Here is a 25,601-nt window from a genome sequence, read left to right as displayed (position 1 = left end):
GTTTAATGACAGCTGTGGTCAAATCTCCTCCTCCCACGCGAAGGGAAGCGCGCAGGCTGGACCGGCGGGACTGTATCCTGACGGTTGCGGAGCGCTATTTCCTGGAACATGGCTATGCCGGAACGACGATGTCGGGCATCGCGGCGGCTCTGGGCGGGTCGAAGGGGACGCTCTGGAATCATTTTCCGTCGAAGGAAGAGTTATTTTCCGCCGTCGTCGATCGGGTCGTGACGGCCTATCGGATGCAACTGTCGCAAATCCTTGATCCCTGCGGCCTGCTGGAACCGACGCTGCTGCGCGCCTGCCGCAGTCTGCTCGACAAGGTCTGCTCCCCTCAAGCCATCGCCCTGCACCGCCTCATCTATTCGGAAGGTGGGCGATTTCCCGAACTCAGCCGGATTTTCTTCGAGCTTGCCCCCCGCCATACCCGCGCGCTCCTCGCCGACTTTCTGGAAGGCGCGATGAATCGCGGCCAGATAAGACGGGCCGATCCAACCGACGCCGCGCGCATGCTGATGGCCATGACCATGGGGGGCAGTCATCAGCAATTGCTGATGGGGCAGATGCGCGAGCCACGACCGGAAGCCTTGCAGGCGGATGTCGCCCTGGCTGTCAACCTGTTCATGCGCGCCTATGCCCCTGAAAGCACGGTCGCCGCCACCGGGCAGAGCGCATAGCCTTTCCCCTTGATCGTCCGCAGCAGCGGCCAGTCAAAGTCCCGGTCGATCTTGGCGCGCAGGCGCGACATATGCACTTCCACGCTGTTGGTGCCGGGGTCGAACTCCAGCCCCCATATCGCCCGCAACAGCGCCTCCCGGCTGATCGCCTCCCCCGGTCGTCGTGCCAGGTGGAGCAGCAGCGCATATTCGCGGGCCAGCAACGGGATCGCTCGGCCCGCCCGCTCCACCTGCCGGTCGACCAGATGGATCAGCAGGTCGCCCACGCGCAGCCGGGGCTGCTCATCGCGGGCAAGCCGGATGATCCGCGCCACCGCTTCGTCTTCATGCATCCAGGGGCCAACCACATCCTGCACGCCGCTTTCCAGCGCGCGGGCGCGCGCGGCGGGATCGTCCACGCCCTGCCACAATATCGTCGCGTCGCTGATGCTGACGCGCGGCGGCTCGCTGCCCGGCCCCAACATCGCCAGGTCGAATCCGCGCGCGCTCAGCGCCCGTGCCAACGGGGCGAAATCACTGCCCAATCCGTGACAATCGACCCGCCTGCCCACCTGTCATCCACCCATTGCTGACCAGCCGCATCCGACCGCCGACGCAGTCCGAAAACAAGCCAATCCCTATCCATTTCGGACCATTCGGAGCGCGGCCTCGCTCGCATGCCGGATCAGCGGGCTGCTGCCCCGCGCGCCCGATTCCCAATGCTCGATCCGGGCCGCGCCGTTCATCGCGGCGCCGATCGCATCCCAGGCGGTGCGCCGCATCGCGTCGACCGGGTGGCGGGCCGCAAAATCATGCGCCAGGTCGATCGCATTGTCCGTGCCGCATCCGACCGCCAGTTCCAGCAGCAATTGCGCGCTGGCCACGGTCATGCATTCGGCGATCGTGCTGCGGGCGGTATCGAACCGATATTGCCGTCGCCAGCCCTGGTCGGGCGCGCTCGCCAATATGTTGAGCGAGACAGAGAGGGAGTCCGGCGGCAATTGCGCATGAATGTCGCGATTGGCGCGATAGAGCAGCATCCGCCCCTGCGACAAATGGCTGCGCTCGACAAAGCGCAGCGCCACCGCCTCCCCCGCCGCGCCCGCGACATCGCCGTCATAGACATAATAGTCCGACCCATAGCCCGGCCCCAGATAGCCGATGGTCAGGAAATCAAAGCCATGATCGTGCGGCACATGGTACAGGAAGGGGGCCGGGCCGCTCATCCGCATCACATGGTCGCGCTGGGCGGGCCAGAAGGCGGCGCGCAGCACATATTTGCCCCTGGGTGGACGCAGCAGCATGACCTGTGCCGAATAGGGGTTGGACCGCCGCTGCCCCGCGCACCGCGTCTTGAGTTCAGCGATCGCAAAATCGGCCAGGAAATGCCGGTTGCGCCCCAGCGCCCGCAGCATGGGCGCGGCAGCCGCCAGCCCGTCCTCGTCGGCGGGATCGAAGGCCGGACTTTCGCACCAGTCGATCAGGGCATCCAGGTCGATCATCCGCTCGTCTGGCGCTGGATCGATCAGGCGGGGCACGCCATGTTTCCTACCTGCATGTCCCCGATCTGCATCAGCGTCCGCGCGGCCAGCGCCCGCACTACAACGTCGCTTTCCCGCTGCGCCATGGCGCGCAAGGCAGGCAGGGCGCTTGCCGTATCCAGCGCCAGATATTCGCGCATCACCGCCCAGCGTTGCGCGGCAAGCGGCGTGTCCAGCGCCTCGCCAAATTGCGCCGCCGCGTCGGCCCGCCCCTGCGCCCGCAACAGCGATAGCAGCATCAGCGCACGGACATGGCCCTCATCCGCCTCCGCCCGCGCCACCAGCACCCCGGTCGCAAAATCGCATATACGCGAACGGACCGGCCCTTGCGGCGCGACCTGCGCGCGCAACAGCATCAGCGGCGCTTCGTCCGGCAGAATGCGCAGCGTTTCGCGCCGCTCGTCCACTTCCAATATCTCGCCCATCGCGCAATGCCGCTGTCCGGTCGGCACGGCCCGGTCTGCCTCCAGCCGAAACCCCTCGGCCCGCAGCGCGCGGTTGAGCGGGCGGCACAGCATGTGACGACCGGAAAAATGCACCCGCGATCCTGTTTGCGGCACCGGGTCGATCACCGTCGCTGACAGCCATATCCGCTCCGTCCGCGCCAGCACCAGATGCCGGGCCGCACCGTTGCGGCTCGCGCGAAAGCCCGGCAAATGCAGCGGATCGTCGGCCAGCGCCGCGCAGCCCTGCGCCAACAGGTCGGTGAACCAGCCTATGTCATGCAGGAACGGCCGGATCAGCGCCAGCGCACGGCCAGATGGCGCATCCTGCGCCTCGGCCACTGCCCGCCCCAGCGCCGCCCCCAACGCTGCTGGCGTCACGGCTGGTCGATGATCGCAATCACAATATCCATCAGGCTGATGTCCAGCACGTCGCCATCCTGCAATCCGAACAGGCTGACCTCGCCGGGCAGGTCGGCAATATCGTCAATCGCCAGTTGAGGCACGGTCTGTGGCATCGGCATCCTCCTTCTGCGGGTCGCAGGGGCAACGCTATGGCGCGCGGGAAGGGGGGACCAATTAAATGTAATTAATCGTGGCTACCGCTCATTAACCAATTCTTTGTGCGGCCATCCTATCATGGGGATTGTAGCAAAAGGGTGGAGCCATGCCGATCTTCAAACGCGTTCGCAGCCGTCGGCCCGACGATCAGGACATGAGCGAGACTGCCCGACCGCAACGCCGCCTTCGCATATTGCTGATCGACGAAAATCCTACCGCGCGCGCCGTCGTCGCCCGCCGCCTGTCGCACCTGAACTATGACGTGGCGCTGGCGGAAAATGGCTTTGTCGCGGTCAACCTGCTCGTCACGCGTCCGGCCGACATCATCCTGATCGACATGGGGCTGACCATGTTGTCCGCGATCGCGACGATGAAGAAAATCCGCGCGGCGAACCTTTCCGCCTCCGCCTGCTTCGTCATGCTGACCGGACGGCTCGACAGCCAGTCGACGGTGGAGGCGCTGGAGGCCGGGGCCGACGACCATGTCGTCAAACCCTTTGATTTCGACGTGCTCGACGCGCGCCTGCGTCATCTGTGCCTGCGCGCCGAAACGCTCGGCACGCTCACCCGTCACAATGCCGAACTGGACGCCCGCATCGCGCGGCGCGCCGTCGAACTGGGCGAAACGCGCGAAATCCTGCGCGAACTTCAGGCCGACCGCGCCCGCCTCGTATCATCCATCCAGGCGCTGCATGACGAAGTCGAGCGACTGAGCGCGCAACAGGGCTGACCCACGCATCGCCGTTCGTTTCGAACGGACGAGATTTAGGCTATCCCCTCGCCCAACGTCACCCACAGTGACAAGCCCTCGCCCGGATGATCAGGCGGCCCGTCCGCCACGATCCGCGCCGCATCGGCCCGCGCCCGGTCGAGGATCAAGGCAGGCACTGACGGAGAATGATAGACCCGGTCCGCCTGTGACAGCATACGTGCATCCCGCAGCGTCATATCATCCGGATCACCCGACCTTAGCCTGAGCATGTAAAGTTCAGCCATATCGGCATCGGGCGCTTCATCGAGCCAGAAGCCGACATCCGGATCGAACCCCAGAGGGTCTATCGCGCCGCCCGGCGCAAGGCCCCGCGCAATGGCTTGCCTGCGTTCTGACGCATCTGGCCAGATACGACGCAACTCGCCCCGCGCGTTGAACAAGGCACGGGCCAGATCGCCGATATGCGTAGGCAAAAGCGCTTCAAGTCGCTGCCGCAATGCGGCGGCCAGCCCCGCCGACGCCCCGCCCGTGCCGATCGCGATCAGCACCGGATCGCGGTCGACGATTGCGGGCAGGGTGAAATCGCACAGGTCGGGATTGTCGGTCGCATTGACCAGCACGCCGCGCGCCCGCAGCCGCTCCGCCATCGCCGCGTCGCCATCCGACACGATGGCGATCCGCGCAGCGCTGTCCTCCTCGCCCACGATTTGTGCGCCCGCCCGCTCCAGCAGGCGGCGCTTGGCGTCGGCCGCCTCGCCCGCCCCGGTCAGGATCACCGGCCTGCCCGTCAGGCGCAAAAAGACGGGCAGGCTGTGCATCAGTCGGCCAGCCAGTCGGGAATGCTATCGCCAGCGATCAGCGCCTCGATCGGCGGGCGCGCACGCACCACCGCCCATTTGTCGCCCGACACCAGCACTTCGGGGGTCAGCGGGCGGCTGTTATAGGTACCCGCCATCGTCGCGCCATAAGCGCCCGCCGTCATGAACGCGACCAGGTCGCCCGCGGCCACCACGTCCATGTCGCGGCCCATGGCGAAAGTATCGCCCGTCTCGCACACCGGCCCCACCACATTGGCGGCGGCGCGCTGCCCCGCCGGGATCACTGCGCGAATATCATGCCATGCGTCATACAGGCTGGGCCGCAACAGGTCGTTCATCGCTGCGTCGACGATGACGAAAGGCGCCTTCGCGCCCTGCTTCACCCGCACAACCCGCGACAGCAAGGCTCCCGCATTGCCCACGATCACCCGGCCCGGTTCGAACATCAACCGCACCGGCCAGTCCTGCGTTACCCGGCACACCATGTCGCCATAGGCCGCCGGGCTAGGCGGCTCCGGCAGGGCGGGGTCATAGGGGACGCCCAGCCCGCCACCCAGATCGGCAGTGCGAATGTCATGGCCCGCATCGCGCAGCGCCGCGATCAGCGCGCCAACCTTGGTAAAGGCCGCCTCCAGCGGGGCGAGGTCGGTCAACTGGCTGCCGATATGGACGGCAACGCCCTGCACATCCAGCCCCGGCAGATCGCGCGCGGCGGCATAGCTTTCCAGCGCCCTGGCATAGGGGATGCCGAACTTGTTTTCCGACTTGCCGGTCGAAATCTTGGCGTGGGTACCCGCATCCACATCCGGGTTGATCCGATAGGCCACCGGCGCGCGCTTGCCCATCGACAGTGCGACTTGCGACAGCATTTCGGCTTCCGGTTCGCTTTCCAGATTGAACTGGAAAATGCCATGGTCCAGCGCCAGCCGCATTTCCTCGGCCGTCTTGCCCACGCCCGAAAAGACGATGCGGTCGGCCGGAATGCCCGCCGCGATCGCGCGCAGCAATTCCCCGCCCGACACCACGTCCGCGCCCAGGCCCAGTTTCGCCAGCGTCGCCAGCACCGCCGCATTGGGGTTCGCCTTGACCGCAAAGGCGATCAGCGGATTGTCGAGGCTGCCCAGCGCGTCGCGGAACACGCCGACATGGCGCATCAGGGTCGCGGTCGAATAGACATAGACCGGCGTGCCGACCGCATCGGCGATCGCCGCCATCGGCACCTGCTCCACCTGCATGGCGCCGTCCACATAGTCGAAATGGTCCAAATTCCGGTCCTTAGTCTCTTATTGGGGCTGCTTTTCGGGCGGCAGGTCAAATTCGTCCGCCTGTCGCTCTTGCGACTGGGTCAGCAATTCCACATTGCGTTGCGGCCGCGCCTGGGTCGATGGCGTCATCAACTGTGCGGCGGTCGGCGAAGTCGCCGCGCCCACCGGCACCGCTGGCAGCTCCTGGCCCGCAACGGGCTTCAACGGTTGCCGCCCACCGCAGGAAACCAGCGTCAGGGCGGTAAAGGCCAGTCCCACAATCGTCCGAATCGTCATGATCCCAATTCCTCCTGCGCCTGCGCGATCCGCGCCCGCACCTGCATGGGCGCCGTGCCGCCATGGCTCATCCGGCTGGCGACCGACGCATCGACCGTCAGCACCGCATAGACGCGATCGTCGATCCGCGCGTCGATGCCCTGCAACGTGGCGATGGGCAGCTGGTCGAGCGGCACGCCCGCCGCTTCCGCCGCCGCCACGGCACGTCCGGTGATATGGTGCGCCTCGCGGAAAGGAATACCCCCTTCGCGCACCAGCCAGTCGGCCAGGTCCGTCGCGGTGGCAAAGCCGCTTTCGGCCAGGCCGCGCATCCGGTCGGTGCGGAACGTCACCGTTTCGATCATCCCGGTCATCGCCGCGATCGACAGGGCCAGCAGGTCGTGCGCCTCGAACACGGGCGGCTTGTCGTCCTGCATGTCCTTCGAATAGGCGAGGGGCAGCCCCTTCATCGTCACGCACAGCGCGTTCATGCAGCCCATGATCCGCCCGGCATGGCCGCGCACCAGTTCGGCGGCGTCGGGATTGCGCTTTTGCGGCATGATCGAACTGCCAGTCGAATAGGCGTCGGGCAGCTTGACGAAGCCGAAGGGCTGGCTGGCCCAGATGATGAACTCCTCGGCCAGCCGCGACAGGTGCAGCGATGCCTGTGTTGCCGCCATCAGATAATCGAGCGCGAAGTCGCGGTCGCTCACGCTGTCCAGGCTGTTGTCGGTCGGCTTGGCAAAGCCCAGCGCGGCCGCCGTCGCGTGCCGGTCGATCGGAAAGCCCGTGCCGGCCAGCGCCGCCGCGCCCAGCGGGCATTCGTCCGCCCGCGCCCGCGCATCGGCAAAGCGGCTGCGGTCGCGGCGCACCATTTCATAATAGGCCATCAAATGATGGCCCAGCGTCACCGGCTGCGCCGACTGCAAATGGGTAAAGCCCGGCATCACCGCATCGGCATTCTCGTCTGCCCGCGCCAGCAGAGCGCGTTGCAGGCCGATCAGCCCCGCCTGCACCTCGTCGATCGCATCGCGCACCCACAGGCGGAAATCGGTCGCCACCTGATCGTTGCGGCTGCGCGCGGTGTGCAGCCGCCCGGCGGTCGGGCCGATCAGCTGCGCCAGCCGCGACTCGGTGACCATGTGGATGTCCTCAAGGTCCAGATCCACCGGCACGCCGTCGTCTTCATATTCCGCCGCGATCCGGTTCAGCCCCTCGGTAATCGCCTGCGCATCCTCGCCATCGACGATGCCCTGCTTGGCCAGCATTGCGACATGCGCCTTCGATCCTGCGATGTCCTGCTTCCACAATCGCTTGTCGAATGGGATGGAGGCATTTATCTCGCGCATGATCGAAGCGGGGCCGGCCGCGAACCGGCCACCCCACATGCTGTTGGAGCCTTCTCCCTTGGAACCCCCATTGTCCCGATCTGCTTCACGCGCGCTGATGATACTGCTCCTGACTGCCGGATTGGCGGCCTGCGATAGGCAATCGCCGCCCGCTGGGCAAGCCAATGCAAGCATGAGCGGTGAGGTTCCCGCGTCAGGCAATGCGTCGCAGGGAGACGGCGAGTTCAGCTATCGGCTGGACCGCAGCAAGGCGGGCACCCCCGCTCCCACCTTCGCCTTCCAGAATCCCGACGGGGGCGAGGCTACCTTGCAGGATTTCGCCGGACGCCCGATGCTGGTCAATCTGTGGGCGACATGGTGCACCCCCTGCGTCGCGGAAATGCCAACGCTCGACCGGATCGCGCAAAGCTATGGCCCAAAGGGGCTGGCCGTCCTCACCATTTCGCAGGACACGCAGGGGGCAAAGGCGGTCAAGCCCTTCTTCGCCAAGCATCCCCTGCCCCATCTCAAGGGCTGGGCTGATCCGGACAATCATTTCGGCTTCGACTATGCCACCGGCCTGCTCCCCACGACCGTCCTTTATGACGCAAAGGGCAAGGAAATGGTCCGCGTGATCGGCGCGATGGATTGGGAAGGGGCGGAAGCCAAGGCGCTGATAGAGGCCGCCATGGCATCCTGACCACACGGCTCTTTGGCGCAGCCGCAAAATCGGCTTACGCAGCTGCGCCTGCCAAATATCGCCTCGTTTCCGACATAGAAACGAAGTAGAAACAATCCATAAATCTGTAATTTTTGTGCAGCGCAATAGAGGATCGGCGCCACCCCTTCGTCATTCCCCCTGTCATCGATAAAGCTAAACAGGGGGCATGAATGACACGGTTATCGGCGCTTAAACTCTCACTGATCCTCGCATCGTCCTGGTCCGCCTGCGCCATCGCGCAAGACGCGCCGCAGGAACCACAGGTTGACGAAGGCGCAGCGATCATCGTCACCGGCACGCGCGCCGTCGGCATGCAAGCCGCAGACAGCGCCGCACCGATCCAGGTGCTCAGCCAGGACGCCATCGCCCATGTCGGCCAGCCGAACCTCAACCAGGTGCTGACCCAGATCGTACCAAGCTTCACAGCCCAGACGCAGGGTACCGACCTTTCCAGCTTCTCGCTGTCGGCCCGTCTGCGCGGTCTCAGCCCCAACCACACGCTGGTGCTGGTCAACGGCAAGCGCCGCCACGGCAATGGCATCCTTCAGGTGCTCGGCGCCTTCTCCGGCTCGGCCGCGCCCAGCATTGATCTTATTCCGCCAGACTCGGTCGAACGCGTCGAAGTGCTGCAGGAAGGCGCCGCCGCCGTGTATGGCACGGACGCCATTGCAGGCGTCATCAACTTCATTCTGAAGGATGATCCAGAGGGCGGCTCGATCAAGCTGACCGGCGGTCAGCATTATGACAGCGAAGGCGAACTTTTCTCCGTTTCCGGCAATTATGGCGTCCGGCTTGGCGAGGACGGCTATATCAACCTGTCCCTGTTCCATCGCCGCCAGGACTATACCACGCTTGGCGAAGGCCAGGTGCAGGTGACGAAGCTGGATGGCACGCTCCAGCCCAATGCCCCTGCCCAATGGTCGAACCTTACCGGCGATGCGCTGGCCGGGATCAATGGCGGCCAGCCCAAGACCGAACTCAACCTGCTCTTCTACAATGCCGGTTATGATTTTGGCGGCGTGGAAGTCTACAGCTTCGGCAGCCTCGCCCGCCGCGAAGGCTGGGCCAAGCAGGGCTACCGCCATCCCAAGCGCATCTGCTACGAATCCGGCAATCTGGGTGGCGGCGTCACGCCCGCGGCCTACAATCCCAATATCTGCTACAGCAATACCGGCACTGTAGGCATGGTCCCGCTCCAGCATGTGATCGAGGATGAATATAGCTTCACTGTCGGCGCGCGGGGCGAAACGGCAGGCTGGAACTATGACCTGAGCACTACCTACGGCAATCAGAAGAACGACATCTGGACCGAGAGGTCCGCCCATCGCGAAGTGTGGCAGGAAAGCTATGCCGCGTCGCTATTGGGCGTCGGCGTCCCCAACACGCCTGACAAGGCCTATGACGGCGGCTTCCGCCTCAGCCAGACCACAGTGACCGCCGACATCCGCAAGGAATTCGACATAGGCATGGCCACTCCGCTGACCTTCGCGTTCGGCGGCGAATATCGCAAGGACACCTATGAAATCGTCCAGGGCGATTTCTATTCGACCTACAAGACGGGGGTTCAGTCCTTCCCCGGCTACAAGGCGACCGACGCCGGGCGTTTCAAGCGCAGTTCGCGCGCGGGCTACCTGAACTTCATCGCCAACCCGGTCGAAGGCTGGAGCGTCGATCTGGCGGGCCGTTACGAAGATTATACCGATTTCGGCGATACGCTGATCGGCAAGATCACGACCCGCTATGATCTGTCCGATGCCTTTGCGGTCCGCGCCACGGCCAGCACCGGCTTCCGCGCACCGACACTGGCCGAACAGAAATATTCGACCATCAATGTGGGGCCGACCAGCGCCGTCGCCCAGCTTCCCGCTGGCACGCCCGCTGCCGCCCTGCTCGGCTTCGACTCGCTTGGCCCGGAAAAATCGAAGAACTTCTCGGCGGGCATCGTTCTGCGCCCCGTGCCCCGGCTGGCGATCACCGTCGATGCCTATCTTATCAAGATCAAGGACCGCATCGCCGCTACCGCATCGCGCAACGCCGTCCAGGGCGGCGTGGTCCAGCCCGGCGCTGCGGCGATCTTCGACGCGCTGGCGGCCGCCGGCATCGTTCTCGATACCGCGCTCCAGACGGTTGGCGTGCAAAGCTTCACCAACGGCATCAACACGGAGACCAAGGGCATCGACTTCTCCGCCAGCTATCCGGTCGCGCTTGGTTTCGGCACGCTCAACCTGTCGCTGAACGGCAATTACAACAAGACCAAGATCACCAAGAACAAGGTCGGCTATCCGCTGTTCAACGCCGCGTCGGAAAGCAATATCGAAGATACGACGCCCAAATATAAGGTCGGCTTCGGCGCCCTGCTGAAGGCTGACAAGCTGACCGTCAACCTGCGCGAAACCCTCTATGCCAAGCAAAGCGTTCTGGTCCGTCCGGGCGTTGGCAGCGGCGTGATCCCGGATGGCGGCTTCCTGATCGCCGACGGCGCGCTGATCAACGGCGTCAATGCGAACCAGCTCTATTTCAACGGCGTGGTGAAACGGGCAATCATCACCGACCTGGAAGTCGGCTATGATTTCACCGACAATGTCACCTTCTCGATCGGTGCGAACAATCTGTTCGACAAGATTCCAGAAGTGCCCAAGCTGGTGACCGGCACCGGGGTGGTCGTCAATCCCGGCGTGTCGCCCTACATCAACGGCTCCGGCTCCTATAACAGCCCCTATAACCACGGCGCCTATGGCACGTCGGGCGGCTATTATTACGCCCGCATCGACTTCAAATTCTGATCGACCGTTAAATCATGTCATAAAGGAAGGGCCGGTTCGGAAACGCACCGGCCCTTTTCCGTCCGACAGGGGTCCGTCCATGCAGCCATTCGCCCTCCTCGCCGCGCTCAGCCTGACCATCGCAGCACCCGCCATGGCGCAGCAGGCGATGCCCGCGGCTCTGCCCTTCTCTCCTGCCGTCCGCGTCGGCGACACGCTCTATCTGTCCGGCCAGATCGGGCAGGTGCCGCCGGGCATGGACCCGCACGGGGAAGGGTTTGACGCTGCGGTCAGGGCGGCGATGGATTCGGTCGGCAGGATATTGGCCGACAACGGCCTCGACTTTGGCCATGTCGTCAAATGCACGGTGATGCTGGATGACATGGCGGACTGGCCCCGCTTCAACGCGGCCTATCTCCCCTATTTCAAGGGCAAGCGCCTGCCCGCGCGCAGCGCCTTTGGCGCCGATGGCCTGGCGCTGGGCGCGCCGCTGGAAGTGGAATGTATCGCCGCTTACCCGTAACCATCTCCGTATTTGGCTCAGATCGCCACCGCCTCCCGCAGCAGCAGCACCGGCACGCCATCGCGCACCGGATAGGCCAGCCCCGCCGCATCGGACAGCAATGCCCCGCGCGCATCGTCCCAGCGCAGCGGCGTGCGCGTCACCGGGCAGACCAGCTTGGCCAGCAGCCACGGGTCGACCGGCGCGCCAGCACTTGCCCCGGTCATTGCCCCGTTCATTGCATCGTCGCGCCGCCATCGCGCTCGATCCGGCCGAAAATCTGCATCAGCTGGATGATCCGTTCCGACCGTTCGCCCAGCGTGTCCGCCTCCAGCAGCGTCTGCTTGGCCGCCGCGTCGAATGGCGCGATCTGGGCGATGCCATTGACCAGCGCCATATCATCGAGCCGCGACACCGCCGTCCAGTCGACGACATAGCCCAGCGCATCGGCAAAACGGCGCGATTCCTGCTCCAGCGCCGCCCGTTCTACCGCATGCAGCACCTCATCCTCCTGCGGCGCCTGCATCACATCGGCCTCGATCTGGCGGAACTGCGTCGTTACCGGCAATTCGCGCACCACCTTGAACCGCGCCAGCCCGGTCAGGATGATGTTGAACCGCCCATCGTCCAGCGCCTCGATATGGCTGACATGGCCCAGGCACCCCATGTCGAACAGCGGCGGCACCGGCCCGTCGCCACGCGGCTGGATCATGCCGATCCGCCGGTCCCGCGCCATCGTGTCCTGAATCAGCGCGCGGTATCGCGGCTCGAAAATATGCAGCGGCAAATCCATGCCGGGCAGCAGCAGCGCGCCGGACAGCGGGAATATCGAGACGCGGGCGAGAGGCACCGGCCGGGCCGTCAGGCGAACAATATCTGCGACAGCTTGCGACGCTGCGCCGATACCCAGGGATCTTCCAGCCCGACCGCCTCGAACAGGGTCAGCAATTGCGTCCGCGCCGCGCTGTCATTCCACGCCCGGTCGCGCCGGACAATCTCCAGCAGCGCCTCTGCCGCGCCGTCCCGGTCGCCATTGGCCATCAGCCCGCCCGCCAGTTCGAACCGTGCGGCATGATCGTCCGGATCGGCTGCGACCTTCGCCTCCAGCCCCGACAGGTCGGCCACCGGCTTGGCGTCACGCGCCAGGGCAATCGCCGCGCGCGCGCGATCCACCGCCTGATCCTTGGCCGCATCGGCGGGCAGCGCGTCCAGCACCGCGTCCGCCTCGTCCAGCTGCCCCATCGCCACCAGCGCCCGCGCCTGGCCCGACGCCACATCGGCATGGCCGGGCACCATGTCGGCAATCTGGGCAAAGATCGACAGGGCGCGCTCGGCATCGCCCGCCGCCAGCGTTTCCTCGGCCATGGCGATCAATGGGGCGATTTCCAGTTCCTGCGCCTTTTCCTCCGATTCGATCGGCAACTGGCCCAGCAACTGGTCGAGATATTGTTTGAGCTGCCCTTCGGTCCGCGCCTGGGACAGGTCGGCGACCGGCTGCCCCTGGAACACGGCATAGACGGTCGGGATCGACTGGACCCGGAACTGGCTGGCGATAAAGCCATTTTCGTCGACATTCACCTTGACCAGCTTGACGCCCTTGGCCGCATAGTCGGCGCATACCTTTTCGATGATCGGCGTCAGCTGCTTGCACGGACCGCACCATTCGGCCCAGAAATCCACGATCACCAACTGCGTGCGCGAAGGCTCCACGACGTCGCGGCGAAACGCCTCCACGGCCAGCTTGTCGGCCTCGCTCATTCCCAGGGTCGCCACGCTTTCATCTCCTGCCACTGCGGTACGTCGCCGCCTCCATAGCCCGCAATATGGGTAGCGTCACCCTCCCCGCAAGGCAGGAGATACGCGCGCTGCAACAAACTCGCCCGCTCCCCTGCCCGGATGCCCTACGCCAGTATTCTATGGGTGGCCGGGTGGGGGAGCGGGCCGGTGCGGCAGCACAAATGCGCTCTTTCGCGCATTTTTAAAAAAAACTTCTCAGAAAGTATAGCCAACCCCGAGCGCGGCGAGAAACTGGTTCTTCGACCCGGCAATCGCCACCACGGGCGAATCGGCATAGCGGCCCAGCATCCGCGAATAGCCAACCGCGCCGACGATCACCCAGCCCTTGCGGATGTCGCCGGACAGGGAATAGCCCCCCGTCAGATTGGCGTTGACGCGCCGGAACCCGGAACCGCTGCCGCCGCGCGTATAGACCGGCAGGCCGCTTGCCAGCGCGCCCGCTGCATCGACATCGAAATAATAGCGGCCAAACTTCTTGCCGGCATAATCGGCCGACAGGCCGATGCCCGCAAAGCTGCGGATCGACAGCGGCGTGAAATATTCGATCGCGGGGGTGACGATATAGCTTTCATGCGCGCCCGCGACATCCTTGGTCACCGCGACCCGCGCGCTCAGATTATCATAGGCGCTGGTAATGATCCCGGTCTTGCCAATGCCGACATAGCCGCCGACCTCGATTGCGGTATCGCGCTTGCCCAGCGCTTCGACCGCGCTGTCCTTGATCTGCTTGCGGCTGGTCCGGTCCAGCCGGACGCCCACGGCCGGTCCCGCCTGAAAGTCGATGCCGCTATCATCCCGGTTGGGAATGGCATCGAAAAACAGCATGGGGCCACGGGTGAAGAAGGCATGATCCTTCACCTTGCCGCGCAATTGCGGGCCAACGATCAATCGGGAATCGTCGGACCCTTCATAGCTGGGAACGGAAGCGACGCCCAGGCCGATGGTCAGGCTGCTGTGATCCTCCGCCTCCTGCGCCAGCGCGGGCGCGGCGGCCATGAAAGGAAGGGTGAGAAGGAGGATGCGGGTAAGCTGGTTCATAAGGCCCCTGTTCAGCCAATGGCGGTCGGCCACACAATGTTTCACGCCGGTTACAGGTTCCGCCGGATATGCCTACAGGAAATATTTGACCCGGATGTCCTGTTCCACCGGCGCGCCTGCGACCGCAAAACTGGCCGATCGGAAACTGGGCGCGCCAAAGCGCAGCACCGGATTGCGGGAAAAGCCGACCCCCTCGCGCGGGATGCCAGCGAATGTATCCAGCTTGCCATTGCCATTTTCGTCATGGACGATCGCGATGGCGTAATCGCCCGGCGTCACATTGCCGATCGTCACCGCGCCGCCCCTGGCCGCTACCGCAAAATGCCGCTTGTCGGGATCGTCGCTGCAATCGGGGAAATAGCGCGGCACCCGCGTCACGCACACCAATATCTGTCCCTTGGTCGATCGCAGCCCCTCCAGCGCCATGATGAGCGGCTGCGGCTGCCCCAGCGGCGCCGCGCCCAGCAACAGCGGAACCAGCAACATCAACCCACCGGCCCGCCCCTTCACGCGCGCGCCTTTGCCGTAAAATCGCCCAGCCCCCGGTCCGTGCCGCACAATCGGTCCCAGACCCGGAAATAGAGGCCGTAATTGCAGGCATAGAGGTCATGATGCCGCTGATGATGGGTGGCGGTGATCAGCCAGCCGCCCAGCGGCCCGCGCACCATCCAGCGCGGAAACATCTCCCACCCCATATGATTGCTGACCCCCATGATCGTCATGATCGTCAGCACCGCCGCCAGCGCGCCGACATGGATCGGGATGATGAACACCAGCGCCGGTATCACCACCGCCCCGGTCAGCGCTTCCCAGGGGTGAAAACTCATCGCCGCCCAGGCCGTCGGCGGGCGGCTGGCATGATGCACCGCATGGGCGATGCGAAAGGGCTTGGGCCGGTGCATCCAGCGATGTGTCCAGTAAAACCATGTGTCATGCGCGGCCAGGTAAAGCAGTACCGACACGGGGATGTACCAGATCGGGAAGGCTGCGACATCGGTGTAGATGCGCGTCCATCCGCGCGCCTGCCATCCCCATGCGACGATCCCGGCGGGGATGCCGTAAATCAGCGCGGACAGCAGCGACCAGCCGATCTCCCGACGCATCTGCCGCTCCAGCCCGCGATACAGGCCCGGCTGCCGCACCCGCGTCGCCAGCGCAAAACCACCGCTCGCCAGCAGATAGCGAACGCCGACAATGGCGCTCATCGCCAAAGCGGACCAGAGAATAGCTGCGACCATCCAGCGCCTATAGCCCAAACAAATCCCGGCATCCCAACGAAAGCTGCAATCCCGCCTTTTTCTTCGCACCACTGTGACATCCTCCCCTTGCAGGGGAGGTGGCAGCACGACGTGCTGACGGAGGGGTGTTACCCTATCGAGACGGCGACACCCCTCCGTCTGGCCTGCGGCCCGACACCTCCCCTGCAAGGGGAGGATGATCGATTGCGCACCCCTAAGTCCGTGGCCGCGCCTGCCGATAACTGCCCAGCATCCGCACCCATTTGGTGTGGAATTCCAGTTCCGCCAGCGCCCGGTCGACCGCCGGGTCGCCCGGCATGCCTTCAATATCGCAGAAAAACTCCGTCGCGGCGAAACTCGCGCCGCGTTGATAGCTTTCCAGCTTGGTCATGTTGACGCCGTTGGTCGCAAAGCCGCCCATCGCCTTGTAGAGCGCGGCGGGGACATTCTTCACCTCGAACAGGAAAGTCGTCATGACCGGCCCGACATTGGCGACCGGCATCCGCGGCGCGCGCGCCAGCACCAGGAAGCGCGTCACATTGTCGTCGCTATCCTCGATATTCTCCGCAATCAGCCGCAGGCCGTAAATCTCCGCCGCCAGATAGGGCGCGATCGCCCCTTCGCCCGGCAGGCGCGTTTCCGCCACCAGCGCTGCTGCGCCCGCCGTATCGGCATAGGCCACTGGCTGGATGCCCCGTTCGCGCAGATAATGGCGGCATTGGCCCAGCGCCTGGGGATGGCTGATCGCGCTTTTGACCGGGCTGTTGTCCGGCGCCATCAGGCAATGGCGCACGCGCAGGAAATATTCGTCCACGATGGACAGGCCCGATTCGGGCAGCAGGAAATGCATGTCCGCCACCCGCCCGTGCAGGCTGTTTTCGATCGGGATGATCGCCCGTTCCGCCTGGCCGTTGCGCACGGCATCGATCGCATCCTCAAATGCGAAACAGGGCAAAGGCACGCAATCGGGCGCATAGCCAAGCGCCGCCAGATGCGAATTGGCCCCCGGCGCGCCCTGATAGGCAACGGCGCGGGTCGGGTCGGCGGCGGCTTTTTCAGCCAGTTGCGCGACAATCGCGCGCGCGGGGGCGGGATAGTTTTCCATGGATGGCTGCGCGCTTAGGCAGTTGCGCGGGGCCGCGCAAGCGTCGGCGGCGCAAGCGCGACACGCCCCTGCGCATTTGTGGTGTCAAGCCGGGTTGCACGTTCGCGTGTCCGCCATTATGGCAACGGCCAAGAGGGGGCGCCAAGACAGCCGCCCGAACAGAAATGCAAGGGAAATCGAGCGAAATGGGCGATCGTTTCAATACCGTAGCGGGCTGGGCGCTGTTCGCTGGCATTATCGCGCTCGGCGGCGCGATCGTCAGTTCCAAATATTTCCATGACGAACGGCCCGAACCGATGGGCTATGCGATCGAAGGCGTCGAGGCTGAAGGCGAAGGCGCGGCTTCCGGCCCCGGCCTCAACACCCTGCTGGCCAGCGCGGACGTCGCAGCGGGCGAGAAGGTGTTTGCCAAGTGCGCCGCCTGCCACACCATCACGTCGGGCGGCGCCAACGGCATCGGTCCCAACCTGTATGCGACGGTCGGCGAGGAAATCGGCAAGGGCAAGGCCGGTTTCGCCTTCTCGGCGGCGCTGTCCGGCAAGGGCGGCAGCTGGACCTTCGAAAATCTCGATCACTGGCTGAAGAGCCCGCGTGAATTCGCGCCTGGCACCAAGATGACCTTTGCGGGCCTTGGCAATCCGGTCGATCGCGCCAACCTGATCGCCTGGATGAACACGCAGGGTTCCAACCTGCCGCTGCCAGCTGCCGACGCTGCGCCGGCCGCCGAAGGCGCGAACGCCGCCGAAGCCGAAGCGGGCAACGCTGCCAATGCGAGCGAAGCTCCGGCAGCGAACGCTGCCGAGTAAAGCCCGATCGGTACGCCGGTCGACATATGCGAATTGACGGGCGCGGCACTGGTTGCCGCGCTCGATTCGTTGGCGGACCTGCGTATCGCGGTGTTCAGGGACTTCCCCTATCTCTATGACGGGGACCGCGCCTATGAGCGCGATTATCTGGCCGCCTATGCCGACAGCCCCGGCGCGCTGGTCGTCGGCGCCTTTGCCAGGACCGATCAGGGCGACAGGCTGGTCGGCGCCGCCACCGCCGCGCCGATGGCCGATCATGCCGCCGCCTTCGCCGCCCCCTTCCGGGCGCGCGGCATGGATATTGGCCATGTCTATTATTTCGGCGAATCGGTCCTGCTGCCCGAATGGCGCGGCCATGGCATCGGCCACGCCTTTTTCGACCGGCGCGAAGCCAGGGCACGCGACCTTGGCTTTTCCATCGCGGCCTTCTGCGCCGTCATCCGCCCGGCCGATCACCCTGCCCGCCCCGCCGGCTACAGTCCGCTCGACCCCTTCTGGCACAAGCGCGGCTTCGCGCCGGTCGATGGGCTGATCGGCCAGTTTGGCTGGAAGGACAGGGGCGACGCCGCCGAAAGCGACCACCCGATGCAATTCTGGGTGAAAAGGCTGGACTGATCGTCGCTCAGCGCTGCGGCACCCAGACCGCGCCCTTGATGTGGCGGATCAGTCCGTCCGCATCGAGCAGATAGAGGATCAGAAACTCCACATCTGCGCTGCCACCACGATTGACCGGCGTCATGCCTGGATAACCCTTTTCCGCCAGCACGGCCGGGGTCAGATCCTTCAGCCCCTCAAAGCGGATGACGACATGGGCGACGAAGCCGTCCTGGCCCGGATAAAAGCCGCGGAACAGCACGGTTTCGCGGATATAGTCATGGAAAAACGCATAGAATTCGCGGAACGCCGCCTTTCCCTGGACCTTGAACCCCGCATTTTCCAACGCGAAATCGTCGGCAAAGAACGTCTCCAGCGTCTTGTAGTCGCGCGCGTTGAACGCGGCGACATAGGCCAGATAATCCTGTTCGGTAAATCGCATGATCCTCTCCTTTGGGGAAGATCATAACGAATGTTAGTATTTCGGCAACCGATTGTCCCGCGCGCCTCAGCGCTCTGCGACCAGCACTTTGTCGATCTTGCGCCCGTCCATATCGACAATCTCGAAACGGAAACCCTGATCGTCGACGAAATCGCCGACTTCCGGCAGGCGCTTGAGCAGCCACAGCGCATGGCCCGCCACGGTCGCATAATCGCGATCCTCCGACAGCAGGATGCCGATCCGCTCGGCCAGCTGGTCGATCGGCATCTGCCCGGATACCAGCAGGCTGCCATCCTCCCGTTCCACCACGTCGGGTTCGTCATAGGCGTCGCGATCGGACGCGAAATGGCCCGCAATCGCCGACAACAGGTCGGCCGGGGTCACGATCCCCTCGAAATGGCCATATTCGTCATGGACCATCACCATCGGCACGTCCGACCGGCGCAGCACTTCCAGCGCGTCCATCGCATCGACCTGGTCAGGCACCACCTCCGCCTTGCGCATCAGCGCCCCGACATTCAGCGTCTCGCCCCGGAACAGCGCGCTCATGATGTCGCGCGCCTGGACGATGCCGACAATATCCTCCACCGATCCGCGCCCCACCGGCAACCGGGTATGGGGCGTTTCCAGCAATCGCGCGCGAATCGTCGCGTCATCCGCCGCAATGTCGATCCAGTCGACATCCATGCGCTGCGTCATCACCTCGCGCACCGGCCGGTCGGCCAGCCGCACCACGCCTGAAATGATCGCCCGTTCGCTTTCCTCGATCACGCCCGACCGGCTGGCCTCCGCGACGATCAGATGCAACTCCTCGGCGGTCACATGCTGTTCCGATTCGCGGTTCATCCGCAACAGCTTGAAGATCAGCGCGCTCGACCCGTCGAGCACCCACACGACCGGCGCAGTCGCCTTGGACAGCCACAGCATCGGCCCGGCCATGATCACCGCAATCGGTTCGGGCGCGCGCAGCGCAAATTGCTTGGGCACCAATTCGCCAATGATCAGCGATGCATAGGTGGTAAAACCGATGACCAGCGCAAAGCCCAGATTTTCCGCTGCATTGGACGACAGGCCTATGCCCAGATTCTGGCCCAGCGCATAGAGCCGCTCGCCGACCGGGCCGCCCAGGCTCGCGCCCGAATAGGCGCCCGCGACAATGCCGATCAGGGTGATGCCGATCTGCACGGTGGACAGGAATTTGCCCGGATCGCTCGCCAGCCGCAATGCCGTCGCCGCGCCCTTGCGCCCGGCCTTCTCCAGCCCCTGCAAGCGCGGCTTGCGCGCCGATACGATGGCAAGCTCCGACATCGCGAAAATACCGTTCAACGCCACCAGGGCGAGAATGATGAAAAGATCGGCCCAGGGAAAGGGCGTCGGATTGGGAAGGGGGATCGTGGCCATGGCGGTCAGCGACCTCCTATAACCGTTATTCTTTCAATTGCACAACATCCCCATCATCGCTCGTTCAGTTCGCTTGTGGAACAAACACATAGCTCGGTGATTTTGGGGTTATTCGGCTCATACGGGCGCCAAAACGAGATTCAAGAAAGACAAGGGATCAGGATCATGAAGATTTCTCACCGCATCATCGGCGCGGCAGGCCTGGCCGCGATGCTGGCCACCACCGCCTGCACGACCGATCCCAACACCGGTCAGCGCACCATTTCCAAGGCTGCGATCGGCGGCATCGGCGGCGCGCTGGGCGGCTATCTGCTGGGCGATCTGGTCGGCGGGCGCAATGACCGGACCGAAAAGATTCTGGGCGCTGGCATTGGCGCCATCGCGGGCGCGGGCGTGGGCGCCTATATGGATGCCCAGGAACGCAAGCTGCGCGAAGAAACCGCCGGCACGGGCGTCGACGTGATTCGCGACGGCGACAATCTGCTGCTGCGCATGCCCTCCGGCATCACCTTCGGCTATGACCGCGCCGATGTGCAGCCCCAGTTCCAGCCAACGCTCAACGACGTCGCGAGCGTGCTGGCGCAATATCCCAAAACCTATATCGACGTGCTCGGCCATACCGACAGTGACGGGTCGGACGCCTATAACCAGACCCTGTCGGAACGGCGCGCCCGCTCCGTCGCCGATTATCTGATCGGTCGCGGCGTCCAGTCCGCCCGCATCGGCACGCGCGGCTATGGCGAAACCCAGCCGATCGCGTCCAACGCGACCGAAGAGGGCAAGGCCGCCAACCGCCGCGTCGAAATCAAGATCGCCCCCGTCACCGAAGCCGACGTGCGGGGTTAACAACTTATCCTCCCCTGCAAGGGGAGGGGGACCACGAAGTGGTGGAGGGGGCGTGCAATCAGGCGCCCCCCTCCGTCAGGCTTCGCCTGTTCAACAGAGGCATGTGACTCTGTTGAACTCCCCGCGCCGGGGAGGATTAAAAACTCGCCTTCAACCCGTCGATCACGAACTGCGCCGCCAGCGCGGCCAGCAGCACGCCCAGCAGCCGAGTGATCACCGCCTCTATCCTGTGGCCCAGCAGCGCCATCAGCGGCCCCGCCGCCAGCAACGCGCCCAGCATCAGCATCAGCGTCACGACGACAGCACCCAGCACCACCATCCGCTCTCCCATGCCATCGGCGCGCGACATCAGCAGCATGACGGTAGCGATCGATCCCGGCCCGGCGATCATCGGCATCGCCATCGGGAATACCGACACATCCTCGACATGCCGCTCTTCGGCGCTGATCTTCTGTGCCCGGTCCTCGCGCCGCTGGGTGCGCTTTTCGAACACCATGTCCATCGCGATCATGAACAGCATGATGCCGCCCGCGATACGGAAACTGTCGAGCGCAATCCCCAGCACGCCCAGCAATTGCTTGCCCCACAGCGCGAACACCAGCAGGATCGCGGCGGCAATGCCGACCGCCCGGATCGCCATCGCCTTGCGCTGCGCCACCGTCGCCCCGCCGGTCAGGCTGGCATAGATGGGCGCGCAGCCGGGCGGGTCGATCACCACGAACAGGGTGACGAAGGCGGAAATGAACAATTCGGTCATGATGCCGCCCCTACCCTGTCATCGATCACAATATCATAGTCGCTGCCATTCCACATCCGCACCGTGACGCGGCGGCCGCCATCGGGCGCAACCTGCGCCGACCAGAGCAGGCTCTCGTCGGGCGGGGGCAGCGGCGCGTCCTTTCCTGCGGCTGGCGGGCCATCCTGCGGCGGGCCTTCGCCGCGCGCGGGCCGCTTGCACGTCGCCACCTTGCCGCTCAGAAATTCCGGCACCTCGCGCGCCTTGGCCAGCGTATCGCCATGATCGGCGATCCACTTCCAGACGCCCTTCTTGTCGCGCCGCCAGATGGTCGTGAAATAACCGACCGCGCCATCGGGCCGGGTCCAGTTGCCGGTGCTGGCGGCCAGATTGCCGTTGCAGGAGACATAGACGACGGATGGCGACCATTTGACCGACGCGGGCGGATCGGCCCGCCCCTTCAGCCACGCCTTCGCCGACACCTGCTGCGGCACGAACATCACTGCATCATCGTCGGCGGTGGCGCGAAAGGCGGTCCATTGCCCCTTCTCCTGCGCCAGCCGGCTAAAGGCGATTTCGGCGGCGATCACGGAACTGGGATCGGGCTGAAAGCGCATCGGCGGTTTCGCCGCGACCAGCACCGCCGCCCCCAAAACCAGCAGCGGCGCCAGCAGCGTCGGGCGCACCCTCACAGCCCGTCGGGCTTCGCCAGCCCGGCGCGGGCATGGGCCGCGACCAGCGTATTGCGCAGCAGCACCGCGATCGTCATCGGGCCGACGCCGCCCGGCACCGGCGTAATCGCGCGGACATGGGCCAGCGCCTCCGCCGTCGCGACATCGCCCACGATCCGGCTCTTGCCATCCTCGGTATCGGCCACCCGGTTGATGCCCACGTCGATCACCGTCGCGCCGGGCTTGATCCATTCGCCCTTCACCATTTCGGCCCGCCCCACGGCGGCAACGACGATGTCAGCGCGATGGACGATGCTCGCAATGTCGCGGGTGCGGCTATGGGCGATCGTCACCGTGCAGCTTTCCGCCAGCAGCAATTGCGCCATCGGCTTGCCGACAATGTTCGACCGGCCCACCACGACGGCTTCAAGGCCGCTCAGGTCGCCCAGTTCGTCCTTCAGCAGCATGATGCAGCCCAGCGGCGTGCAGGGGACCAGCGCCTCCTGCCCCGTCGCCAGCTTGCCGGCATTGACGACATGGAACCCGTCGACATCCTTGGCCGGGTCGATCGCGGCCAGAACGGCGCTCTCGTCGATATGATCGGGCAGCGGCAGCTGGACCAATATGCCATCGACCCGCTCGTCATGGTTCAGCTCCTCGATCAGGTCGAGCAGATCGTCCGCGCCGATGCTCGCCGGGCGCTTGAACTCATAGCTTTCCATGCCGGTGGCGACCGTCATCTTGCCCTTGTTGCGCACATAGACCGCGCTGGCCGGGTCTTCGCCCACCAGCACCACGGCCAGGCCCGGCTTGCGCCCCGCCTGCGCGGCGAAAGCGCTCACGCCCTCCGCCACCTTGTCGCGCAGCCCCGCCGCAAAAGCCTTGCCGTCGATGATCTTGCCGATGGTCATGTCACGTCAACCTGTTCTTCCATGATGGCGATCAGGCGCGGCTGTGCGCCGCCCCGGATACGCAGCCGCTTTAGCCGGTTGCTGTCCCCCGATTCCAGCGAAATCGCCCCCTTGGGCCAGTCGAGACATTTGCTGAGCAGGGCGACCAGCGCGTCATTGGCCCGCCCTTTTTCCGGCACGGCGGTCACGCGGGCGGACAGCCATTGCGCGCCCTTTTCATCCGTCCATATGCCGCCGATCGCGGCCTTCGATGCGCCGGGGGTCAGCCGGACGGCCAGGATCAGGTCGTCGCCCGTCTGGCTCCAGACCGTCACACCAGGCCGAACAGCGGCGGCAACACAGCCTGGCGGATGATCAGGATCGCCAGCAGCACGACCATTGGCGAAAGGTCCAGAGCGCCCAGATCGGGCATGACCTTGCGAATAGGATTGTAGATGGGCGCGGTCATCCGGTCGAGCGCGGTCATGACGGTCCGGACGAAATCACTGCCCATATTCACGATGTTGAACGCGATCAGCCAGCTCATGACGGCCTGAATGATGATGATCCACCACAGCACGTCGAGCAGGATGACAATGATCTGATAAAGCGCGTAGGCCATGAGGTCTCCGAAAAATATTGCCTCTCTCTACCCCGTCCGATGGCCGGGGGACAAGCATCGCCGCACGCTTTCCGAAAGCTTTTTCCTGGCTGGCATGGGCATCACAGGCACATAGGGTATCGGGCCGAACCGGCGCAGGATCGCATCGGCGCGATGCTGACCGGGCGTTCGCCGCGCCGGGAAAGGTCCGATCAGGCGGTCGGCATCGTTCCCGGCCGGATAGTGGGGAACAGGTGCGCGACATAGTCCGCCTTGCCCAGGTCCACCCCATTGGCCCGCAGGATCGCATAGGCCGTCATCAGGTGAAAATAAAATTGGGGCAGCGCCCAGTCGCGCGCATATTGCTCGGCGGTCAGATCCAAAATCATCCCGTTGGGCAGCGCATGGGCAATCATCGTGCCAGCGGCGGCATCCAGCGCATCGGGGGCCAGCCCCTCCAGCAAGACCAGGGTTTGCGCGATCCGGCCCTTGGCATCCGCGATCGAACCGGGATGCTCCGCCCCATTGCGCCCCTCATCGCGCAACGCGCCCAGCGAATCCGGAAAATCCTCTCCCTTCAGTCGACACATCGCTTCCTGCGCCTGCACGCAGGCGAAGCGGATCTGCGTCGACAGGGGGAACATGTCGGGCGCCAGACGCGCGGACAGCAGTGCATCGCCGGTGGAACCATCCGCCTTCTCCAGCCAGGTGGACAGACGATTGAGCATCTGCACAAAGGTCGGGACGAGAAGATTGGTCAGCGACATGGATCGGCTCTCCGGACAGGGTGCAGGTGACGGCTTATTTGCGGATCAGCGTGCCCGCACCGCGCTTGGTGAAGATTTCCAGCAGCATGGCATGCGGCACCCGCCCGTCGAGGATAACGGCGGCGTCCACCCCGCCCTCGACCGCCTTGACGCAGGTTTCCAGCTTCGGGATCATGCCGCCGCTGATCGTGCCATCCTGTTGCAGCACCTCGATCGCGGCGGGATCAAGATCGGTCAGCAGATTCTTGTTCTTGTCCAGCACGCCCGCCACATCGGTCAGCAGGAAGAAGCGCGACGCGCCCAGTTCCGCAGCGATCGCGCCCGCCATCGTGTCGGCGTTGACATTGTATGTATGGCCATCCGCGCCGATGCCAACCGGCGCGACGACCGGAATGATGCCGTCCTGCGTCAGCGTATCCAGGATACGCCGGTCGACCTTCACAGGATCGCCGACAAAGCCCAGATCGACATTGCGCTCGATCCCCGAATTGGGGTCCGCCTCGCGCTTGCCCAGCACCTTTTCGCAGACGACCAGCCCGCCATCCTTGCCGGAAATGCCGACCGCCCGGCCACCAGCGCCCGCGATCCAGCCGACGATTTCCTTGTTGATGGAACCGGCCAGCACCATTTCGGCGATCTTGGCGGTTTCCGCGTCCGTCACGCGCAGCCCGCCGATAAATTCCGATTCGACGCCCAGCTTCTTGAGCATCGCGCCGATCTGCGGCCCCCCGCCATGGACGACGACGACATTGATGCCGACCGCCTTCATCAGCACGACATCCTCGGCAAAATCGCGCGCCGCTTCCGGGTCGCCCATCGCATGGCCGCCATATTTCACGACGAAGGTCTTGCCCGCATAGCGCTGCATATAGGGCAGCGCCTCGACGAGGGTTTCAGCCTTGGCGAGCAGCGCCGGGACGGGATCATGCGAACTGGTCATGCGCGGGCGCATAGGGGCAAAGCGGGCGAGGAGCAAGAAGCGACGCGCGCCCGCCCGCCTCACACGCCAACCGGCATCATTCGACGCCGTCAAAGCTATCGAAGCCAGACCCCCAAAGCCGCGCAACACCGCGTTTACAATTCGATTAGTTAGCTAACTAATCCA

At 64.8% G+C, this 25,601-nt stretch carries 32 protein-coding genes; 8 read left to right on the top strand and 24 right to left on the bottom strand.

From position 1 onward, the window contains the following. Window positions 1-5 precede the first annotated feature (5 nt). Window positions 6-677 (top strand): TetR/AcrR family transcriptional regulator, encoded by a 672-nt coding sequence (locus IWY39_RS13295; RefSeq protein ID WP_107123350.1) that lies wholly within the window; start codon window positions 6-8, stop codon window positions 675-677. Here IWY39_RS13295 and IWY39_RS13290 read toward each other — a convergent pair. The 4 genes from IWY39_RS13290 to IWY39_RS13275 all read right to left on the bottom strand — a co-directional run bounded on the left by IWY39_RS13290 (window position 632) and on the right by IWY39_RS13275 (window position 3,158). Then, entirely contained in the window at window positions 632-1,228 is a 597-nt protein-coding gene (locus IWY39_RS13290; protein WP_229380549.1) for a winged helix-turn-helix domain-containing protein, read from the bottom strand. The genes IWY39_RS13295 and IWY39_RS13290 overlap by 46 nt on opposite strands. Window positions 1,229-1,294: 66 nt before the next feature. Continuing rightward, the gene (locus IWY39_RS13285) at window positions 1,295-2,194 is read right to left on the bottom strand and encodes a transposase (RefSeq protein WP_107123352.1); all 900 of its coding nucleotides are present in this window, start codon (window positions 2,192-2,194) and stop codon (window positions 1,295-1,297) included. Beyond that, the gene (locus IWY39_RS13280) at window positions 2,182-3,021 is read right to left on the bottom strand and encodes a hypothetical protein (protein ID WP_229380550.1); all 840 of its coding nucleotides are present in this window, start codon (window positions 3,019-3,021) and stop codon (window positions 2,182-2,184) included. The genes IWY39_RS13285 and IWY39_RS13280 overlap by 13 nt, the downstream gene beginning before the upstream one ends. After that, the gene (locus IWY39_RS13275) at window positions 3,018-3,158 is read right to left on the bottom strand and encodes a hypothetical protein (protein WP_017183854.1); all 141 of its coding nucleotides are present in this window, start codon (window positions 3,156-3,158) and stop codon (window positions 3,018-3,020) included. The genes IWY39_RS13280 and IWY39_RS13275 overlap by 4 nt, the downstream gene beginning before the upstream one ends. Before the next feature lie 149 nt (window positions 3,159-3,307). Here IWY39_RS13275 and IWY39_RS13270 point away from each other — a divergent pair, with 149 nt between their 5' ends. Continuing rightward, complete coding sequence (locus IWY39_RS13270; protein ID WP_107123353.1) at window positions 3,308-3,931, top strand: response regulator transcription factor; 624 nt, start codon at window positions 3,308-3,310, stop codon at window positions 3,929-3,931. A 35-nt stretch (window positions 3,932-3,966) separates the two neighbouring features. On the opposite strand, the gene IWY39_RS13265 is transcribed toward IWY39_RS13270, so the two are convergent. The 4 genes from IWY39_RS13265 to argH are packed head-to-tail and all read right to left on the bottom strand — an operon-like array spanning window position 3,967 to window position 7,639. After that, window positions 3,967-4,731 carry a precorrin-2 dehydrogenase/sirohydrochlorin ferrochelatase family protein gene (locus IWY39_RS13265; protein WP_107123354.1) on the bottom strand — a complete coding sequence of 255 codons (765 nt, stop codon included), beginning with the start codon at window positions 4,729-4,731 and terminating at the stop codon, window positions 3,967-3,969. Next, window positions 4,731-5,996: a diaminopimelate decarboxylase gene (gene lysA, locus IWY39_RS13260; RefSeq protein ID WP_107123355.1), complete on the bottom strand. Its 1,266-nt coding sequence runs from the start codon at window positions 5,994-5,996 to the stop codon at window positions 4,731-4,733. The genes IWY39_RS13265 and lysA overlap by 1 nt, the downstream gene beginning before the upstream one ends. 18 nt (window positions 5,997-6,014) lie before the next feature. Then, window positions 6,015-6,272, bottom strand: a complete 258-nt coding sequence (locus tag IWY39_RS13255; protein ID WP_107123356.1) for a hypothetical protein — start codon at window positions 6,270-6,272, stop codon at window positions 6,015-6,017. Further along, window positions 6,269-7,639, bottom strand: a complete 1,371-nt coding sequence (argH, locus tag IWY39_RS13250; RefSeq protein WP_107123357.1) for an argininosuccinate lyase — start codon at window positions 7,637-7,639, stop codon at window positions 6,269-6,271. The genes IWY39_RS13255 and argH overlap by 4 nt, the downstream gene beginning before the upstream one ends. Window positions 7,640-7,697: 58 nt before the next feature. Between argH and IWY39_RS13245 the strand changes: the two genes are divergently transcribed. The 3 genes from IWY39_RS13245 (at window position 7,698) to IWY39_RS13235 (ending at window position 11,585) form a co-directional block, all read left to right on the top strand. Then, complete coding sequence (locus IWY39_RS13245; RefSeq protein ID WP_017183848.1) at window positions 7,698-8,279, top strand: TlpA family protein disulfide reductase; 582 nt, start codon at window positions 7,698-7,700, stop codon at window positions 8,277-8,279. A 191-nt stretch (window positions 8,280-8,470) separates the two neighbouring features. Next, complete coding sequence (locus IWY39_RS13240) at window positions 8,471-11,083, top strand: TonB-dependent receptor plug domain-containing protein (RefSeq protein ID WP_107123358.1); 2,613 nt, start codon at window positions 8,471-8,473, stop codon at window positions 11,081-11,083. A 79-nt stretch (window positions 11,084-11,162) separates the two neighbouring features. Beyond that, window positions 11,163-11,585: a RidA family protein gene (locus IWY39_RS13235; RefSeq protein WP_107123359.1), complete on the top strand. Its 423-nt coding sequence runs from the start codon at window positions 11,163-11,165 to the stop codon at window positions 11,583-11,585. A 17-nt stretch (window positions 11,586-11,602) separates the two neighbouring features. Here the strand turns inward: IWY39_RS13235 and IWY39_RS13230 are convergent, their stop codons facing one another. The 7 genes from IWY39_RS13230 to IWY39_RS13200 form a co-directional block, all read right to left on the bottom strand. Beyond that, window positions 11,603-11,791, bottom strand: a complete 189-nt coding sequence (locus tag IWY39_RS13230; RefSeq protein WP_107123360.1) for a Trm112 family protein — start codon at window positions 11,789-11,791, stop codon at window positions 11,603-11,605. A gap of 8 nt (window positions 11,792-11,799) precedes the next feature. Further along, window positions 11,800-12,414: an LON peptidase substrate-binding domain-containing protein gene (locus tag IWY39_RS13225; RefSeq protein WP_017183844.1), complete on the bottom strand. Its 615-nt coding sequence runs from the start codon at window positions 12,412-12,414 to the stop codon at window positions 11,800-11,802. Window positions 12,415-12,425: 11 nt separating this feature from the next. Continuing rightward, the gene (locus tag IWY39_RS13220) at window positions 12,426-13,337 is read right to left on the bottom strand and encodes a tetratricopeptide repeat protein (protein WP_026002523.1); all 912 of its coding nucleotides are present in this window, start codon (window positions 13,335-13,337) and stop codon (window positions 12,426-12,428) included. A 219-nt stretch (window positions 13,338-13,556) separates the two neighbouring features. Continuing rightward, complete coding sequence (locus tag IWY39_RS13215; RefSeq protein WP_107123361.1) at window positions 13,557-14,399, bottom strand: MipA/OmpV family protein; 843 nt, start codon at window positions 14,397-14,399, stop codon at window positions 13,557-13,559. Between the two features lie 72 nt (window positions 14,400-14,471). Then, on the bottom strand, window positions 14,472-14,909 hold the full coding sequence (locus tag IWY39_RS13210) for a DUF2141 domain-containing protein (RefSeq protein ID WP_107123362.1): 438 nt from the start codon (window positions 14,907-14,909) through the stop codon (window positions 14,472-14,474). Continuing rightward, a complete protein-coding gene (locus IWY39_RS13205) occupies window positions 14,906-15,637 on the bottom strand; it encodes a sterol desaturase family protein (RefSeq protein WP_107123363.1) in 732 nt (243 codons plus the stop codon). The genes IWY39_RS13210 and IWY39_RS13205 overlap by 4 nt, the downstream gene beginning before the upstream one ends. A 214-nt stretch (window positions 15,638-15,851) precedes the next feature. Then, window positions 15,852-16,742, bottom strand: coding sequence for a prephenate dehydratase (locus IWY39_RS13200; RefSeq protein ID WP_107123364.1), 891 nt, complete (start codon window positions 16,740-16,742; stop codon window positions 15,852-15,854). A 185-nt stretch (window positions 16,743-16,927) separates the two neighbouring features. On the opposite strand from IWY39_RS13200, the gene IWY39_RS13195 reads away from it, so the two are divergent. Further along, the gene (locus IWY39_RS13195; protein ID WP_019053092.1) at window positions 16,928-17,548 is read left to right on the top strand and encodes a c-type cytochrome; all 621 of its coding nucleotides are present in this window, start codon (window positions 16,928-16,930) and stop codon (window positions 17,546-17,548) included. 33 nt (window positions 17,549-17,581) lie between these two features. Then, a complete protein-coding gene (locus tag IWY39_RS13190; RefSeq protein WP_107123365.1) occupies window positions 17,582-18,163 on the top strand; it encodes a GNAT family N-acetyltransferase in 582 nt (193 codons plus the stop codon). A 7-nt stretch (window positions 18,164-18,170) separates the two neighbouring features. On the opposite strand, the gene IWY39_RS13185 is transcribed toward IWY39_RS13190, so the two are convergent. Then, complete coding sequence (locus IWY39_RS13185) at window positions 18,171-18,584, bottom strand: nuclear transport factor 2 family protein (protein WP_107123366.1); 414 nt, start codon at window positions 18,582-18,584, stop codon at window positions 18,171-18,173. A gap of 66 nt (window positions 18,585-18,650) precedes the next feature. After that, entirely contained in the window at window positions 18,651-19,985 is a 1,335-nt protein-coding gene (locus tag IWY39_RS13180; RefSeq protein ID WP_107123367.1) for a hemolysin family protein, read from the bottom strand. 165 nt (window positions 19,986-20,150) lie between these two features. Here IWY39_RS13180 and IWY39_RS13175 point away from each other — a divergent pair, with 165 nt between their 5' ends. Next, the gene (locus IWY39_RS13175) at window positions 20,151-20,831 is read left to right on the top strand and encodes an OmpA family protein (protein WP_017183834.1); all 681 of its coding nucleotides are present in this window, start codon (window positions 20,151-20,153) and stop codon (window positions 20,829-20,831) included. A gap of 136 nt (window positions 20,832-20,967) precedes the next feature. Here the strand turns inward: IWY39_RS13175 and IWY39_RS13170 are convergent, their stop codons facing one another. The 7 genes from IWY39_RS13170 to argB form a co-directional block, all read right to left on the bottom strand. Beyond that, window positions 20,968-21,588: a MarC family protein gene (locus IWY39_RS13170; protein ID WP_017183833.1), complete on the bottom strand. Its 621-nt coding sequence runs from the start codon at window positions 21,586-21,588 to the stop codon at window positions 20,968-20,970. Further along, on the bottom strand, window positions 21,585-22,259 hold the full coding sequence (locus IWY39_RS13165) for a hypothetical protein (RefSeq protein WP_107123368.1): 675 nt from the start codon (window positions 22,257-22,259) through the stop codon (window positions 21,585-21,587). Before IWY39_RS13165 ends, IWY39_RS13170 begins: the two co-directional genes overlap by 4 nt. Beyond that, the gene (gene folD, locus IWY39_RS13160) at window positions 22,256-23,149 is read right to left on the bottom strand and encodes a bifunctional methylenetetrahydrofolate dehydrogenase/methenyltetrahydrofolate cyclohydrolase FolD (RefSeq protein WP_017183831.1); all 894 of its coding nucleotides are present in this window, start codon (window positions 23,147-23,149) and stop codon (window positions 22,256-22,258) included. The genes IWY39_RS13165 and folD overlap by 4 nt, the downstream gene beginning before the upstream one ends. Beyond that, a complete protein-coding gene (locus IWY39_RS13155; RefSeq protein WP_107123369.1) occupies window positions 23,146-23,463 on the bottom strand; it encodes a DUF167 domain-containing protein in 318 nt (105 codons plus the stop codon). The genes folD and IWY39_RS13155 overlap by 4 nt, the downstream gene beginning before the upstream one ends. Next, a complete protein-coding gene (locus IWY39_RS13150; RefSeq protein WP_017183829.1) occupies window positions 23,460-23,750 on the bottom strand; it encodes a YggT family protein in 291 nt (96 codons plus the stop codon). Before IWY39_RS13150 ends, IWY39_RS13155 begins: the two co-directional genes overlap by 4 nt. Before the next feature lie 191 nt (window positions 23,751-23,941). Then, entirely contained in the window at window positions 23,942-24,496 is a 555-nt protein-coding gene (locus tag IWY39_RS13145) for a DUF1993 domain-containing protein (protein WP_107123370.1), read from the bottom strand. Between the two features lie 34 nt (window positions 24,497-24,530). Continuing rightward, on the bottom strand, window positions 24,531-25,448 hold the full coding sequence (gene argB / locus IWY39_RS13140; protein ID WP_019053099.1) for an acetylglutamate kinase: 918 nt from the start codon (window positions 25,446-25,448) through the stop codon (window positions 24,531-24,533). Between the last annotated feature and the right edge of the window lie 153 nt (window positions 25,449-25,601).

It is taken from the genome of Sphingobium sp. JAI105, from assembly GCF_015752145.1.
Taxonomy (GTDB): domain Bacteria; phylum Pseudomonadota; class Alphaproteobacteria; order Sphingomonadales; family Sphingomonadaceae; genus Sphingobium; species Sphingobium xenophagum.
The sequence above is the reverse complement of the archived record's forward strand: the minus strand, read 5'-3'. Positions and strand labels throughout refer to the sequence as shown.

What these genes read in the sequence shown, in the direction of transcription:
- IWY39_RS13295 (WP_107123350.1), top strand. Translation starts at nt 6, where the DNA reads ATGACAGCTGTGGTCAAATCTCCTCCTCCCACGCGAAGGGAAGCGCGC.
- IWY39_RS13275 (WP_017183854.1), bottom strand. Translation starts at nt 3,158, where the DNA reads ATGCCACAGACCGTGCCTCAACTGGCGATTGACGATATTGCCGACCTG.
- IWY39_RS13270 (WP_107123353.1), top strand. Translation starts at nt 3,308, where the DNA reads ATGCCGATCTTCAAACGCGTTCGCAGCCGTCGGCCCGACGATCAGGAC.
- IWY39_RS13265 (WP_107123354.1), bottom strand. Translation starts at nt 4,731, where the DNA reads ATGCACAGCCTGCCCGTCTTTTTGCGCCTGACGGGCAGGCCGGTGATC.
- IWY39_RS13255 (WP_107123356.1), bottom strand. Translation starts at nt 6,272, where the DNA reads ATGACGATTCGGACGATTGTGGGACTGGCCTTTACCGCCCTGACGCTG.
- argH (WP_107123357.1), bottom strand. Translation starts at nt 7,639, where the DNA reads ATGTGGGGTGGCCGGTTCGCGGCCGGCCCCGCTTCGATCATGCGCGAG.
- IWY39_RS13245 (WP_017183848.1), top strand. Translation starts at nt 7,698, where the DNA reads ATGATACTGCTCCTGACTGCCGGATTGGCGGCCTGCGATAGGCAATCG.
- IWY39_RS13240 (WP_107123358.1), top strand. Translation starts at nt 8,471, where the DNA reads ATGACACGGTTATCGGCGCTTAAACTCTCACTGATCCTCGCATCGTCC.
- IWY39_RS13235 (WP_107123359.1), top strand. Translation starts at nt 11,163, where the DNA reads ATGCAGCCATTCGCCCTCCTCGCCGCGCTCAGCCTGACCATCGCAGCA.
- IWY39_RS13230 (WP_107123360.1), bottom strand. Translation starts at nt 11,791, where the DNA reads ATGACCGGGGCAAGTGCTGGCGCGCCGGTCGACCCGTGGCTGCTGGCC.
- IWY39_RS13215 (WP_107123361.1), bottom strand. Translation starts at nt 14,399, where the DNA reads ATGAACCAGCTTACCCGCATCCTCCTTCTCACCCTTCCTTTCATGGCC.
- IWY39_RS13205 (WP_107123363.1), bottom strand. Translation starts at nt 15,637, where the DNA reads ATGGTCGCAGCTATTCTCTGGTCCGCTTTGGCGATGAGCGCCATTGTC.
- IWY39_RS13200 (WP_107123364.1), bottom strand. Translation starts at nt 16,742, where the DNA reads ATGGAAAACTATCCCGCCCCCGCGCGCGCGATTGTCGCGCAACTGGCT.
- IWY39_RS13195 (WP_019053092.1), top strand. Translation starts at nt 16,928, where the DNA reads ATGGGCGATCGTTTCAATACCGTAGCGGGCTGGGCGCTGTTCGCTGGC.
- IWY39_RS13185 (WP_107123366.1), bottom strand. Translation starts at nt 18,584, where the DNA reads ATGCGATTTACCGAACAGGATTATCTGGCCTATGTCGCCGCGTTCAAC.
- IWY39_RS13180 (WP_107123367.1), bottom strand. Translation starts at nt 19,985, where the DNA reads ATGGCCACGATCCCCCTTCCCAATCCGACGCCCTTTCCCTGGGCCGAT.
- IWY39_RS13175 (WP_017183834.1), top strand. Translation starts at nt 20,151, where the DNA reads ATGAAGATTTCTCACCGCATCATCGGCGCGGCAGGCCTGGCCGCGATG.
- IWY39_RS13170 (WP_017183833.1), bottom strand. Translation starts at nt 21,588, where the DNA reads ATGACCGAATTGTTCATTTCCGCCTTCGTCACCCTGTTCGTGGTGATC.
- folD (WP_017183831.1), bottom strand. Translation starts at nt 23,149, where the DNA reads ATGACCATCGGCAAGATCATCGACGGCAAGGCTTTTGCGGCGGGGCTG.
- IWY39_RS13150 (WP_017183829.1), bottom strand. Translation starts at nt 23,750, where the DNA reads ATGGCCTACGCGCTTTATCAGATCATTGTCATCCTGCTCGACGTGCTG.
- IWY39_RS13145 (WP_107123370.1), bottom strand. Translation starts at nt 24,496, where the DNA reads ATGTCGCTGACCAATCTTCTCGTCCCGACCTTTGTGCAGATGCTCAAT.
- argB (WP_019053099.1), bottom strand. Translation starts at nt 25,448, where the DNA reads ATGCGCCCGCGCATGACCAGTTCGCATGATCCCGTCCCGGCGCTGCTC.